We start from the raw sequence: 13,486 nt of genomic DNA, 5'->3' as shown, positions 1-13,486 counted from the left end.
AGGAGGTTATTGGCTTTTATTGAGCAGAGGCTTGGGGTGGTTTTGCCTCAATGCCAAAGAACTCTAATTGCCAAATCATTTCAGCTTCAGTTAAAGGATAATAGAGGCCTTGTCTTGCATTAATGATCTGCGATCTAATGACTTTTCCAGCCTTTTTTTGAAGCAAAAGAGCAAAACGCATTGACAGATTTGCATACCAAGCGAGCGATACAATGCTTCTTGCAGAAGCTGAATCGATGATTTTCTTAACCAAAAGCGGATTTAATTTCCCAAGCCTTGCAATGGATTCAATACAAAACTGAACCTGCCCAAAGGAGAGGGCATCACTCATTATGTCTTCATTAATTTGCCCTGCAGCAAATAGCTTGGCTGCATAATCTATAGGATTAGCATTTTTCTCATATTCTTCTCGAAAGGCAATACGGCGCTGCGCGACTTCTGAAATTTTTGAAAGAGTATGTCGATCAAAATCTTTCCTGCCTGTTAAAATAGAAAGAATAGATTCTTCAACAAAGTTTGCCATTCTGAGGGCTAAGTTTGCAGGCAATTCTGGCCTATAAGCGAGGGGCTTTTGAAGAGGTGTCACTGTTTCAGATCTTTCAGCGATAATTTCAAGTCCTGTATCTGTTAAAATAATACCGCTTTCATTATCGAGCAATATGCCAACTGAATGATCATCTGCATATTCTGCAAGACCTTCAGTAACAACTGATGAAAGATTTTCTCTTCTCGCAAGACAAGCGATACGCCATGTTTCTGGATATTGTTTAATGAGAGTAAGGAGATCACTATCGCTGAGAGCCTTGCTATAGCGTACAATCGGCGATGCAACCATTTCTTGAGCATCAATCGCAAGCTGGAAAGAAAGCTTTGGTGGTGTGCAATCAACATCTTTAAGGCTTTCTGACAGGGCTTTACGGACTGAGAGCGCATGGTCATTTACCAAAGCCTCTAAGATTTGATGGGTAAGAGTCGTCAATTGTTTATTATTTTGCCTTGATAAGTCTGGCAATATGCGTGCAATTTTGTGACTTAGGGTAATTCTTACACGCTCATCCGTATCATTTGCCAAAATTTGATCAGCTTGTCTGGGCGTGGAGATATTATCCGCAATGAGAACCCTTACGTCTGGGTCCGTATCAGAGGCTAGAAAGTAAAGCAGTTCTTTTGGAGCATTTTCGTTACGCGCAAGTTTCTGACGCTCAGAACTGATGGAACTCTGGGCTTGTGTTTTGTAGAGTGAGGTGTCTTTCTTTTCTTGAGTCATAGAGCTTGCTTCGATTCATTTGCCTTGTGAATATAATCCTTATCTTCCATTTCATGAAGCCTGGATAGGGTTCTTTCAAATTCAGCACGATGATGGCCTTCGGGATATAGCTTTTCAATGTTGGTTGATAATGATAGCCTAAGAATAACATGACGATCGTAAAAAATATCTATAAGCGTCATAAATCTTTTCACTCTATTACGCTCTTCTCTGACAAAAGGTGTCAGATTTAAAATGCCAATCTCTGAATAGTGTTTTGTGAGTTCTATTAAATCAAGAGATCCATATATCTCTGACAGAATGTCTGATGCTTCAAAAAGAGCAGCATTTCCATAGCTTTGTGCAATTGTTAGATTGCGCCCACGAACTGTTAAAGCACGTTGTTCTGGTTTTTTACCTGCAGAGAGATGATGCAGAAGACGATCATTATTTTGGGGGCTATTGGGTACAAGGAAAAGCCTATCTTTCTCTAAATCTAATCGTCGATAATCTATAGGGCTATCAAGGTGATAGGGTTCTATTTTTCGGAGCAAAAGATCAATAAAGGGCAGGAAACTTTCACGCTGCATACCGTCCTTATATAGGTCTTTAGGCGGTGTATTTGAGGTGGCAACAAGAACAAGCCCTTTTTCAAATAAACAAGTGAAGAGCTTGCTTAAGATCATAGCATCAACAATGTCTGTTACAATAAATTCATCAAGGCAAAGTAGTGAGTATTCACTTGAAAAGTCAGACGCAACCTCTTCTAAAACAATGTTTTTATCTTTGAGCTCCTCACGTTTTTTTTGAATCCGCATATGCATGTCTTGCATAAAGGCATGAAAATGAAGGCGGGTCTTTTTGGGAAGAGGGACATTTTCATAAAACAGATCCATGAGCATTGTTTTGCCACGTCCTACGCCGCCGTAAATATAAAGACCCATGGGGTGATTTTCTGCCCTTTTTTTAAGGCCAAAACGATGACGCCAGTCTTTATTGATCGTAAGATGATTATAGCCTGAGAGGGCGCGCAGGAGGCTTTGCAGCTTTTCAAGAGCTAATTTTTGAGCCTCATCTTCTTCAAGTTTGTTTTGTACAATGCTATCTCTGTAAAGAGCTAAAATATTTATGGATGAAGCTATCATAGTGTCTCTGTTGCGTTAAGCTAAGCAATGTTATTTCCGTTATTCGGCATAAGTTTATCATGAGCTCTAGGCCATCATCAATGTGATTTATTGTTATTGATTGCCTTGTGTGCAATCACCGCATTATTATACTTGACATTATTCTTACTTTTCGTTAATTTGAGAGCTTGAAATACAAATGCGTCGGTCTGCGAGTTTCGCACACCGGCGTATTAATGCTTATAACGACAAATGTAAGGGCAGCATGTTTACAGGACTAAGCCAAAAGCTGAGTGACATATTTGATAAGTTGAAAAAACGGGGTCTTCTCACTGAAGAGATCGTTGTTGAAGCTTTACGAGAAGTCAGAATTGCTCTTTTAGAGGCTGACGTTGCATTACCTGTTGTTAAAGATTTTATTGCGTCTGTCAAAGAAAAAGCAATTGGTCAAGAGGTTTTAGAATCTGTTACCCCAGGTCAACAGGTTATTAAAGTTGTTCATGATGAGCTTGTTTCTGTTTTAGGTGAAGAATCAGCTGACTTTCAGCTCACTGGATCATCCCCAATCGTTGTGATGATGGTTGGTTTGCAAGGGTCTGGTAAAACAACCATGACAGGTAAGATTGCAAAGCTCCTTGCTGAAAAACAACGTAAAAAGGTTTTACTTGCCTCGCTTGATACTTACAGGCCGGCCGCTCAAGAACAGCTTGCCGTTTTAGCAAAACTTGCTGATGTCTCTTCAGTTGAAATTATTGCTGATCAAAAACCTTTAGAGATTGCTAAAAGAGCTCTCACTCAAGCCAAGAAAGAAGGATTTGATGTTCTGTTTCTTGATACGGCTGGTCGTACAGTTATCAATCAAGAGCTTATGGATGAAGTTAAGTCCATTTCAGCACAAATTAAACCATCAGAAGTTCTATTGGTTGCAGATGCCATGACAGGTCAAGATGCTGTGAATGTTGCTAAGGCCTTTGATGAAGCTGTGAGCATTACAGGAATTTGTTTAACCAGGATTGACGGTGATGCACGCGGTGGTGCAGCTCTTTCAATGCATGCAGTCACCAAAAAGCCAATTCGCTTTTTAGGTGTTGGTGAAAAAATCGGTGCGATTGAGGGTTTTTATCCTCGTCGTATTGCTGATCGTATTTTAGGCATGGGTGATATTGTCACTCTTGTCGAAAAAGCGGCTGAGGCTTTCGATCAGGAAGAATCAGCAAAACTTGAGGCCAAAGTCATGAAAGGTCAATTTGACCTGAATGACATGGCAACTCAGCTTCGTCAAGTGACAAAGATGGGGAGCCTTTCTTCAATCATGGGCATGTTGCCTGGGATGGGAAAACTCAAGGATAAAATAGGTGACGCAAATCTTGATGATAATATCGTCAAGAGGCAGATCGCAATTATTTCTTCAATGACGAAGAAAGAAAGGCGATATGTGAAGTTACTTAACGGATCAAGGCGGAAACGCATTGCAGATGGCGCTGGTGTCGATGTGCAAGACGTGAACAAATTGATTAAACAGTTTTTACAAATGCAAACCATGATGAAAAAGGTCCAAAAACTCGGCAAGAGCGGACTGATGCGTCAGGGTTTACAGGGGTTAATGCCAAAGCCCAGATGACATTATCAGTCAATTCTTTGATTGAGATAGAATAGTTTGGGTTTTGGTAAAAGTCAGTACAGATAGAAAAGGAGTATAAAATGGCTTTAAAGATTAGATTAGCAAGGGCGGGTTCAAAAAAGCGTCCATTTTACCACATTGTTGTTGCAGATGCGCGCAGCCCACGTGATGGTCGTTTTGTTGAGAAAATTGGATCTTACAATCCAATGCTCGCAAAAGAATCAGAACAACGTGTTGTTGTAGACATCGAGCGTGCAAAACATTGGATTAGCACCGGCGCGCAAGCAACAGATCGCGTTGCAGTTTTCTTAGGAAAAGCAGGCGTGATTTCAATGCCTGAAGTGCGTAATAGCCCTAAAAAATCTCAACCAAAAGCAAAAGCTCAAGAGCGTTTAAGAGAAATTGAAGAAGCTCGTAAAGAACAAGAAGCAGCAGCTATCGCAGCTAAAGAAGCAGAAAAAGCCGCAAAAGAAGCTCCTGCTCCCGTAGAAGAGGCTGTTGTTGAAGAAGCGGCTCCAGAAGCGCCGGCTGAAGAAGCTCCAGTTGAAGAAGTTGCTGCAGAAGCAGAAGCACCTGCTGAAGAAGCAACTGCTTAAGGCACTGTTGAATTTATTTCCAATACTGTTCGCTTTAACTCTCCTTGTCATCCCCGCGAAGGTGGGGATCCAGGAAAAACAACAACCAGTGTGTCATATATGGACATCGGCGGTAAGGCAAGCAAAAAATGTCATTGCGAGTCAACCAGAGGTTGACGTGGCAATCTTCTTTCTTAATAATAATGAGATTGCCACACTCGTTTCACTCGTTCGCAATGAGGACGTTGTTTGAATCTGTAGATGTTGGAACAAGTTTCAGCATATTAGCCCATGAAATGTATTCAGATTCACGATGTACTCTCGGTGATAGAAATGATACTGAGCCATCAATTCAAAGTTCTGTTGCGCTGATAAGCCATGTAGCCGAACACCAAGGCGTTAAAGCCAAAAAGACCTAAAACACCAGGCTCGGGGATGTTCATACCATATGCTAAGGCCCCTAAGTAAATCGAATTAGTGCCCGTATAACTATCATTGAAATTGCTGATATTATAAACTGAGGCTCCTGATACTAACCCAAAGTGTCTAGCACCCGATCTTACGTCAGCTAGCCTAATGTCACATGAGGATAAAGCTCCACAAGGCCCTCCATTTGAGCTAGGGTTGATTCCCCCAAAGAAACGATCAGTCAACCAAGCTGTAATTCCGGCACTACTAGTTGCATACCCATCAGAGGCAGCAGATGCTTCAACTTCTTCAAGCAGAGCGAACTGAAACCCACCGGTCATGAATGATTGTTGATCGTTAAATGTTTTATTTAATAAATCTAGTGAAAAAGGGTTTGCCCATTGTTTACCATCTGCACTTGTATAATAGACAGATAAGGATGCATTCGCTATGGGGGTGATACCTAAGACAAAGAGGAACACTAGAATGCCTAAAACCACCTTTTTAATAGAGTATTTGCTGATTGTGTGTAAAAATAACATGTTACCCCCTTTAAGGCATTTCTTTATTTCCAAGGGAATTGGAAAGAGCAATATCACTTAAAGCCTCAACCTACAAGCTTGCATAAAGCACACCATCCTGAAAACAAATAAAATCAATTATTTACATTGGTTTATGTTTCAAATCATTATAAAAACGTAAGAAAATCTTACAATTTATATGAAAAAATTAAGGCTGTCCATCATGATTTTCTGTGCAATAAATCCGTAATTTTCACAGGAATGGAGCAATTATTAGGTCTTATATCCCAAAGACATCGGCAGAATAATCTGTCAGAATAATCTCATCTTCAAATTGCACTTTGAGATCTTTGCTTTTCCCTTCCATTTTCAACTGGCGAACACAATCGCTTGTAACGCTTGTATTAAAAAGATCTATATACCTCACACGTTTTAATAAGATCATCGGCATCAAACTTTTATCGGTCACCTTATCTAAGTATGACAGATTCAGTTTTTCAAGACGATGAAACAGAGGCAGACATTGAATCCCTTTGTCTGTGACTTGATCACATCCCGTTAAATTTAACTCTGCCATGTTGGGGTGCGATAATGCTAGGCGCTTTAAATGCTCGTCCTTAATTTTATCACTGCAGCCAGCTAGATTAAGGCGTGTTAACTTAGAGAAACCTTTCAGAAATTCAAAAAATTGATCATCAATCGGTAGATGATTTGCCCAAATCAATTCTCTGAGATGTGGGCATTTTTTTTGAAGCAAACTGTAGAAGTTTTCAAAACTATCTAGAGGGGAAACATAGTTAAATAGGCTTAAATCTAGTGCGATGACATGAGAAACTTCATTTTCTTTCATTGAGTGCAAAGCAAAAAGGAAATCAATAAAGCTCGAAAGAGAAGTCGTTTTATATAATATGGGAGATGTTTTGCTTTTATCTTCAGAATATCCTTTCATATAGCATTGAATTGATTGGTATCCTGGGTCACTTAATTTGACAGGTGGTAAATTTAAGGGAACAGTACGACATGAGTTAAGCGGAACGGCATCGATTGTTTTAATTGATTCGTAAAGGCCTTTGATTCGATGAAAGGTTGCAGGGCTGATTGGGCTGGATTGAACGGGACTAATTGCAGACATGGCTTTTCTCCTTTTCAAATGACTTATTGTATCATTCAGAAATTGAGACTTTATAAAAACAGAGAGAGGTGACCGATTGCCACCTCTCTCAGTTACTCAGGCCTTATATTCAATTAGCGTGCACCAGCTGAAGCTTGAGCTCTAGAAGAACCGCTTGCTCCGGCAACGCGTGCAATTTGAGCGACAGCTTGCTCTAATTGTGTACGAGCTGTATCAAGAGATGCTTTGTTACCAGTTTGCTTGAATTCTCTGAGGCAAGCAAGTGATGTTGCAGATTGGATTGCTGAATCTCTTGCAGCTGCTGCTTCAGGAGAGGAGTTGTTTACAGCATTTGCATCAATCCCAGCTTCTCTATATGCTGCCCCTTGTTGCCATTGCGCTCTGATTGTTTCAGGATTCTGTCTTGTAATTTGATTTAAATTACTTGCAACCAAATCAAGGGCTTTTTGCGCATCAGCTTTTTGTTGAGGTCTAATCCCTGCAATAATTTGCTGACTCAATTGTACGAGTTGTTCTTGTCTTTGAATATATTGATCAGCATTTTGCTGTGTGATTTGTCCAGCTGAAGCTGCACGGATTGTTTCATTTGCATTTTGTCTATAGCTATTGACTGTTTGCTCAAGAGCTGCTGCACTTTGTGGATTACTTGACGCCATTCTATTCTCCTTATTGTTGATTGAATATCATCTTAAGATGACCACTACAGATTGTTTCGTTTATTTTTCAATCTGCTTGCATAGATTTAAACATGTCAAGATTTCAAAAAAATAAAGAGTTATCCCTAAAATTTTATTAATTGGTTAATTTTGATGATAATTGGCTTATTTCTAGGCTATGCATGGCCTAAATTTATCAATAAAAAAAGAGGGGGAATAATCCCCCTCAAATTCTATTCAGTAAATGTAGCTAATTAGTGAGCTGCATTTGGAGCTGAAGAACGTGCTGCAGCGCCAGATTGTGCTTCACTTGCAGCACCTGCATTAGGAGCTGATTGTGATGCTGCACCTGAGTTAGCAGATGAATTAGCTGCACCTGATGCATTTGATGCACCTGAGTTTGATGCGCCAGCAGCTGAACCTGCAGATGCACTTACTTTTGTGATTTGTGCAACAGCTGATTCAAGTTGTGTGCGTGCTGAATCAAGAGCTTGTTTGTTACCTGATTGTTTGAATTCTCTTAAAGAAGCTAAAGTTGCAGCTGATTGAATTGCTGAATTTTTAGCAGCAGCAGCTGATGGGCTTGAAGCATTGATTGCATTTGCATCAATACCAGCTTTTTTGAAAGCTTCGCCTTGTTCCCACTGAGCTTTGATTGTAGCTGCATCTTGAGATTTCATTGCATCAATATTTTTTGAAACCAAATCAAGCACTTTTTGTGCTTCAGGTTGTTGTTGCGCACGGATATTCGCAATAACATCTTGGCTTAATTTAACCAATTGTTCTTGTCTTTGAATGTATTGGTCAGCATTTTGTTGTGTAATTTGACCAGCTGATGCTGCACGAATTGTTTCGTTTGCATTTTGTTTGTAGCTATTAACTGTTTGTTCAAGAGCGCCACCAAATGCAATATGTGAACCGAGTACAACAGCTGCAGCTGCTAATAGAGTTTTTCTTAACATTGTATTATCCTTTGTTAGATGTTGTTTTGTAAGTTTCTACAGATCTAAAAAAGGAGACAAGATCTGTTGATACCAAATTTGATCACAAAATTATTACTTATATATGAAGAAATAGAAAAACACCTCGATAAATTAAATTATTTAAAACATAACCTTATGAGTGTTACTTTATCTTTTAAATAAATCCAAGGTGTTAATGAGTAGGGGGATATTGGGAGGTATTATGAATCAGAGGTGGAAACTTTCACCGCATCCACAACGCCCTTTTTCATTAGGGTTGTTGAAGGTGAATTGACTTCCCATTTTGTCTTCTAGATAATCAACGGTCACGCCTAAAAGATACATAAGGGCAGGGGGATCGATAAAAATCTTCACATCTTGCTCTTCAATGATATCTTCCATTGGCTTTTGCTCTTTCGCATATTCCACAAAATAGCTCATGCCAGAACAACCTTTTGTTTTAACGCCAATGCGAAGACCTAAAACAGGTTCTGTTGCTTTAGAAATTAAATAGCGTGCGCGTTCAAGAGCAGCAGGCGTCAAAGTCACTATTTTTTTAGCTGGTGCATTCATGGAATTATGTGCCTTTAAAACATATCAAGTTCAAGTTTGGCTTCTTCTGTCATCATGGATTTATTCCATGGTGGTTCCCAAACAAGCTCAACAACAACATTTTTTGTTCCCTCAACAGAACGAACAGCTGTTTCAACCATCTTAACAATCTCTCCGGCAACAGGACAACCTGGTGCTGTGAGGGTCATGGCAATTTCAACATCACCATCATCATAAACATCTAGATGATAAATAAGCCCAAGATCATATAAATTCACATGAATTTCAGGATCATACACCTGACGTAAGGCATGGATAACCTCTTGGACAAGAGGGTGTTCTTCAGGGAGAATGTCTGTTTTCATTTTGTGCATCATATTGTTCATGCTGTTAGAATACCAATTTTGTCTTCATTCGTAAAGATAAATCGGAAATTGAGAAATTCTCACTTTACTTATTTTTAGGGCAAGGTATAAATGATATGTAAGCAATTCGTAATCAGAAAAAGGAATAAATCAAATGGCTCAAATACAGATGAGAATAATAGCACCAACTGATAAGGATATTCTTGACGGTTTAGAGAGCCTTAAAACAGATAACAAGGGCGGTGAGTTTTTAGCTAGATGGACCATAGACGTTGATCCAGATTTTATCCGTAATACACTTGTTCCTCGAATCTCAGGCTGGCCTCGCATTGATTTAGCTAAAAAAGAATCCTCTCATACGACCGGTCATCTTCTTTTAGAAGCGATGTTTTATGTTGTGAATAACGGAACGCTAGATCCAACACTTGAGCATGCGAAATCTCTGTTTAAAAGGTCTGTGCATGTTGAAAAGAAAACAACTGTACTTGAAAGATCATTATGGCATCACAGAGCTGCCTTTAATCACCATAAGCTTTACATGCTTTCTCTCATTCAGAAAAAAGACCCTGTTTCAACAGCTGCAATCAAGAAACTGACTAAAAAAATACCTTATATGTTTTCAATTGCCTCAATTTTACCAGACAATGCAATTAAGCTCCTTATTCATTTTACAGCCTTAGAAAGAACATTACGCGCAGCGTCAGCGATGAGAACTTCTCAGACATTCACAACAATGATTAACAGAGCATCAGAATTGGATCTGCTCACGGATGAGCAAAAACAAGAATATGACCGCATACTGAACGACCCAAAACGATCAAAATCAGAAAAATGGCTGGAGGCAAGAACAGACACATCGCCTGAAAAAAAGCAATTGATTCAAACACTCATGACTGAAAGTATCGTGTCAGATTTAAGAGAGTTTCTAAAAGGCTTAAAGTTAACAGATTCATTGAAGACAGTTTTTAATCAGAATGAAGAACATTTTGCTGCACTAGATGGTATTTATAAGCAATTAAGCGACTGTTACCAAAAGACAATTTTCAAAACCCCGGGACTGGCTTATTTTCATTGGATGATAGGTCATTTGTATGGTGCGCCAGGCATTTCAATATATCAACCTGAAGCATCAATCGAAGCTTTTAGAGCAGGGGCTCAATTAGGGGATCTGAGATGCCAGGCTGAATATACGCAAGCTCTGGAACGTAAAATGAAAGATAATGTTGAGGTAAGTGCTCAAATGCTTAAAGAAGCCTTTGAGTGGAATCTTCGTGTTATGAATTGCTCATTAGAAATGTATATGCATGCCTATACCAATAATGATGAGTCAGGAGATAAAGAGCAAAGACTTAGAATTGAATGGCTAGATTTTGTCAGTAATGCTGCAATTTTACATCATACTTTGCTATTAGCTCCCGTTAATCTTGATGAAGACGGAAAAGTCCTGCTAGTGAATGCAGCAATTGCAAAACTCAATCATCTCTCAGATCAATTCGGCCATTTAAAAAGCATTACTTTTTTGATGAAACACAATTTAGCTTTGGCAGCGGCGGGGTTAACGTCCCCAGAAAATGTAGCTCTTCAATTTAAAACTTATGCATCTGCAGCAAGGTTAGTCATGCAAAATCCCAATGCTGATGTAAATTTGAAGCTTGAATATAGAACAGATATCAAGGTGTTTAGAGATAATTATGCGCAGTTTATCCCAGATGAAGCTAACTACCAATTTGGATGGATTCTTGATACTCATTATTACGAGAACTTTCTCTATCGATTAAAAGCAGAGGCAACAGTCTTTACTGATGAGAATATTGCAGATTATAACGGCGCCATCTATCTCTTCTTAAAAGATCCTTTTTTAGATAATCGTATTCCTGGTGTGATTGCGATGAAAAAACAACTTGTGATAGCAGCAGCTGTCAAACCAGGATTTAAAATCACAGAAAATATAGATGATTTGAATCAGAATAAGTTGGTATCACAGTTTTTGTATGAATCGTTGCGTGAACTTATTGCAAGAACAGCAGCAACGCGTAATGTTGAAACAGTCATAACAATGTTAGAGATTCTTTCAGCAATTACACCAGCTGCTCCTGATATTTATATGGCAACGCTCTCTTTAAAGCAGCAAGTTCTTTCAAGGCAGCTACAACTACTTGCTCCTTTGCTTGAAGCTGATCGAAACAATCAAGAGTTGAAAGCGCAAAGTGAAGAGCTGACGCGCCTTGTTGATGAAAATAACAAGAGGCTACAACCTGACAATAAACTCAAAGATGTTATCAAAAAAATAGGAGATGCAAAAAAAGCTCCCTCTGAGTGAGGAGAGGCCAACACAAGCTCACTATCTGAGCCGAACGCAGTATTTCTTTCCGTCATCTTGAGGCCCGCAAAGCGAAAGAGCTTAAGCCTCTTCGTCCTGTACTTTTTCTGGAGTCTTTTGAGTTGGTAGAATAATCTCTTCTCTCGATAATTTACTCGGCTCAAATTTGAAGATTGGTGGTTTTTCTTTCGTTAATGGCAAACTATCAAGATGCGATTGATTCATACGTTGAGCTGCCGCTAAACGTTTTTTATAAGCCGGCACTGATTGTGTTCTTCTGATAGGGCCAAATATTACAGAAGTTTCTTCAGGATCTGGAATCGATGGAACAATTTGTGATTTCACTTCATCCACTCGCTTATTGCTCGGCTTACGTGTGATAACCTTTTTGCCTTCAAATTCTCCTTCAGGCAGAACCGTTACATCTGACTCATGCTCTATTTTGTTGATATCTCCAATTATTGACATTTTCTTCTCCATTTTTTTATATCCAGCAATGGAAATATTGCATCATTTCGCACTAAGGAGGAATTAACCTCCCCATCTATTTATTTATATACAATAAAAGTAAGATTCATATTAACTTTTTCAAATTGTGTGTTTTTAAATGCTATGTTATGGTTTTGGTGATGTTTCGCACAAAAAGGTTTTGATCATGACTTCTTCTCTACATCCTCCATTAAATTGCTCACTCTGTGATAGATTAAAAGAGCATCGCGATCTCAATCGAGATAAATTTCCTGGATTTCACAATGCACCTGTTATGCCATTTGGTGATGATAATCCTCAATTGCTCATTGTTGGGCTTGCACCAGGGCTTATGGGAGCCAATCAAACAGGTCGGCCTTTCACTGGAGATTATGCAGGTGATTTGTTATATGGAACGCTTTTAAAGTTTGGATTAGCAGAAGGGACTTACCAGGCTGATCCTAAAGATGGGCTGAGGCTTTTAAAGTGCAGAATTACGAATGCCGTTAAATGTTGGCCGCCTGAAAATAAACCCACAGGTGAGGAAATTCGGATTTGTAACTCCTTTTTAGCGCATGAAATTACAGATTTAAAACAGAAGGGCCTTTTGGCGATCTTATGCCTTGGACGCATAGCCCATGATTCAGTTTTAAAAGCTTTGGCTTTAAAGCAGAAAGACTATCCCTTTGGCCATGCGAATGCGCATGTTTTAGAAAATGGCCTTAGACTTTATGATAGCTACCATTGCTCGCGATACAATACAAATACGGGGAAATTAACAACAGAAATGTTTGAAGCTGTGTTTGAAAAAATGAGAGCTCAATCTATATAGACTGAAACTATACTTGTGAAGTGGAGGTGACTCGATTATACTTAGTGAGTCAAAATACAAATTCGTAACTAAAAAAGGAAAATAGAATGACTTTTGAACTCTCTCCGCTTCCCTATTCGTATGATGCTCTTAATCCTGTGATGTCAGAGACAACACTACACCTTCATCATGATAAGCATCATCAAGCCTATGTGACAAACTTGAACAATCTGATCAAAGGGACAGAGTTTGAAGGGCAATCTTTAAAAGACATCGTTCGTAAATCATTTGGTAATGCCGCAACACAAGGTATTTTCAATAATGCGGGTCAACACTGGAATCATATTCTGTTCTGGAACTGCATGAAGCCAAAAGGTGGCGGTGCTATTCCTTCAGAGCTTGAAACTAAAATCATTGAAGATTTTGGATCAGTTGATAAATTCAAAGAAGACTTTACGCAAGCAGGCGTGACACAGTTTGGTAGCGGATGGGCTTGGCTCGTTATGGATCAAACAGGCAAACTCTCTGTCATGAAAACAGCAAATGCAGAAAATCCTATTGTTCATGGCAAAAAGGTTCTTCTGGGTTGTGATGTTTGGGAACATTCTTACTATGTTGATTACCAAAACAGACGTCCTGATTATTTAAAAGCTTTCTTGAATGATCTTATCAATTGGGAATATGTTGCAACACGCTATATTGAACAAACTCAAGCGCTATAAGGC

General features: G+C 39.1%; 14 protein-coding genes. 5 read left to right on the top strand and 9 right to left on the bottom strand.

Annotated elements, in window-relative coordinates; translation table 11 throughout:
• Positions 1 to 16 precede the first annotated feature (16 nt).
• Positions 17 to 1,267: a DUF2336 domain-containing protein gene (locus tag KBF71_04745; GenBank protein ID MBP9877626.1), complete on the bottom strand. Its 1,251-nt coding sequence runs from the start codon at positions 1,265 to 1,267 to the stop codon at positions 17 to 19.
• On the bottom strand, positions 1,264 to 2,391 hold the full coding sequence (gene zapE / locus KBF71_04740; GenBank protein ID MBP9877625.1) for a cell division protein ZapE: 1,128 nt from the start codon (positions 2,389 to 2,391) through the stop codon (positions 1,264 to 1,266). Before zapE ends, KBF71_04745 begins: the two co-directional genes overlap by 4 nt.
• Before the next feature lie 244 nt (positions 2,392 to 2,635).
• Here zapE and ffh point away from each other — a divergent pair, with 244 nt between their 5' ends.
• Entirely contained in the window at positions 2,636 to 3,991 is a 1,356-nt protein-coding gene (gene ffh, locus KBF71_04735; GenBank protein MBP9877624.1) for a signal recognition particle protein, read from the top strand.
• Positions 3,992 to 4,071: 80 nt separating this feature from the next.
• Positions 4,072 to 4,587: a 30S ribosomal protein S16 gene (rpsP, locus tag KBF71_04730; GenBank protein ID MBP9877623.1), complete on the top strand. Its 516-nt coding sequence runs from the start codon at positions 4,072 to 4,074 to the stop codon at positions 4,585 to 4,587.
• 326 nt (positions 4,588 to 4,913) lie between these two features.
• On the opposite strand, the gene KBF71_04725 is transcribed toward rpsP, so the two are convergent.
• From KBF71_04725 to KBF71_04700, 6 genes are all read right to left on the bottom strand, one after another.
• Entirely contained in the window at positions 4,914 to 5,516 is a 603-nt protein-coding gene (locus tag KBF71_04725; protein MBP9877622.1) for a hypothetical protein, read from the bottom strand.
• Between the two features lie 259 nt (positions 5,517 to 5,775).
• Positions 5,776 to 6,627, bottom strand: a complete 852-nt coding sequence (locus KBF71_04720) for a hypothetical protein (protein MBP9877621.1) — start codon at positions 6,625 to 6,627, stop codon at positions 5,776 to 5,778.
• A gap of 113 nt (positions 6,628 to 6,740) precedes the next feature.
• Positions 6,741 to 7,283: a hypothetical protein gene (locus KBF71_04715; protein ID MBP9877620.1), complete on the bottom strand. Its 543-nt coding sequence runs from the start codon at positions 7,281 to 7,283 to the stop codon at positions 6,741 to 6,743.
• A 254-nt stretch (positions 7,284 to 7,537) separates the two neighbouring features.
• Positions 7,538 to 8,245, bottom strand: a complete 708-nt coding sequence (locus tag KBF71_04710; GenBank protein ID MBP9877619.1) for a hypothetical protein — start codon at positions 8,243 to 8,245, stop codon at positions 7,538 to 7,540.
• Between the two features lie 228 nt (positions 8,246 to 8,473).
• A complete protein-coding gene (locus tag KBF71_04705; protein ID MBP9877618.1) occupies positions 8,474 to 8,818 on the bottom strand; it encodes an iron-sulfur cluster assembly accessory protein in 345 nt (114 codons plus the stop codon).
• A 14-nt stretch (positions 8,819 to 8,832) separates the two neighbouring features.
• Positions 8,833 to 9,162: a DUF59 domain-containing protein gene (locus tag KBF71_04700; GenBank protein ID MBP9877617.1), complete on the bottom strand. Its 330-nt coding sequence runs from the start codon at positions 9,160 to 9,162 to the stop codon at positions 8,833 to 8,835.
• A gap of 154 nt (positions 9,163 to 9,316) precedes the next feature.
• On the opposite strand from KBF71_04700, the gene KBF71_04695 reads away from it, so the two are divergent.
• Positions 9,317 to 11,482, top strand: a complete 2,166-nt coding sequence (locus KBF71_04695) for a hypothetical protein (protein ID MBP9877616.1) — start codon at positions 9,317 to 9,319, stop codon at positions 11,480 to 11,482.
• A gap of 81 nt (positions 11,483 to 11,563) precedes the next feature.
• Here KBF71_04695 and KBF71_04690 read toward each other — a convergent pair whose 3' ends face one another.
• On the bottom strand, positions 11,564 to 11,950 hold the full coding sequence (locus tag KBF71_04690; GenBank protein MBP9877615.1) for a hypothetical protein: 387 nt from the start codon (positions 11,948 to 11,950) through the stop codon (positions 11,564 to 11,566).
• A 187-nt stretch (positions 11,951 to 12,137) separates the two neighbouring features.
• Here KBF71_04690 and KBF71_04685 point away from each other — a divergent pair, with 187 nt between their 5' ends.
• Complete coding sequence (locus KBF71_04685) at positions 12,138 to 12,782, top strand: uracil-DNA glycosylase (protein MBP9877614.1); 645 nt, start codon at positions 12,138 to 12,140, stop codon at positions 12,780 to 12,782.
• A gap of 86 nt (positions 12,783 to 12,868) precedes the next feature.
• Positions 12,869 to 13,483, top strand: coding sequence for a superoxide dismutase (locus KBF71_04680; protein ID MBP9877613.1), 615 nt, complete (start codon positions 12,869 to 12,871; stop codon positions 13,481 to 13,483).
• Positions 13,484 to 13,486: the final 3 nt, after the last annotated feature.

This window comes from Alphaproteobacteria bacterium, assembly GCA_018063245.1.
In the GTDB taxonomy this organism is placed as follows: domain Bacteria; phylum Pseudomonadota; class Alphaproteobacteria; order JAGPBS01; family JAGPBS01; genus JAGPBS01.
This window is presented reverse-complemented; position numbering and strand designations above follow the sequence as displayed.

Bases quoted from the DNA above. Each gene is read 5' to 3' on its own strand.
- KBF71_04705 (MBP9877618.1), bottom strand. From the start codon at position 8,818: ATGAATGCACCAGCTAAAAAAATAGTGACTTTGACGCCTGCTGCTCTT.
- KBF71_04720 (MBP9877621.1), bottom strand. From the start codon at position 6,627: ATGTCTGCAATTAGTCCCGTTCAATCCAGCCCAATCAGCCCTGCAACC.
- KBF71_04725 (MBP9877622.1), bottom strand. From the start codon at position 5,516: ATGTTATTTTTACACACAATCAGCAAATACTCTATTAAAAAGGTGGTT.
- KBF71_04715 (MBP9877620.1), bottom strand. From the start codon at position 7,283: ATGGCGTCAAGTAATCCACAAAGTGCAGCAGCTCTTGAGCAAACAGTC.
- KBF71_04685 (MBP9877614.1), top strand. From the start codon at position 12,138: ATGACTTCTTCTCTACATCCTCCATTAAATTGCTCACTCTGTGATAGA.
- KBF71_04745 (MBP9877626.1), bottom strand. From the start codon at position 1,267: ATGACTCAAGAAAAGAAAGACACCTCACTCTACAAAACACAAGCCCAG.
- rpsP (MBP9877623.1), top strand. From the start codon at position 4,072: ATGGCTTTAAAGATTAGATTAGCAAGGGCGGGTTCAAAAAAGCGTCCA.
- zapE (MBP9877625.1), bottom strand. From the start codon at position 2,391: ATGATAGCTTCATCCATAAATATTTTAGCTCTTTACAGAGATAGCATT.
- KBF71_04680 (MBP9877613.1), top strand. From the start codon at position 12,869: ATGACTTTTGAACTCTCTCCGCTTCCCTATTCGTATGATGCTCTTAAT.
- KBF71_04695 (MBP9877616.1), top strand. From the start codon at position 9,317: ATGGCTCAAATACAGATGAGAATAATAGCACCAACTGATAAGGATATT.
- ffh (MBP9877624.1), top strand. From the start codon at position 2,636: ATGTTTACAGGACTAAGCCAAAAGCTGAGTGACATATTTGATAAGTTG.
- KBF71_04700 (MBP9877617.1), bottom strand. From the start codon at position 9,162: ATGAAAACAGACATTCTCCCTGAAGAACACCCTCTTGTCCAAGAGGTT.
- KBF71_04710 (MBP9877619.1), bottom strand. From the start codon at position 8,245: ATGTTAAGAAAAACTCTATTAGCAGCTGCAGCTGTTGTACTCGGTTCA.
- KBF71_04690 (MBP9877615.1), bottom strand. From the start codon at position 11,950: ATGTCAATAATTGGAGATATCAACAAAATAGAGCATGAGTCAGATGTA.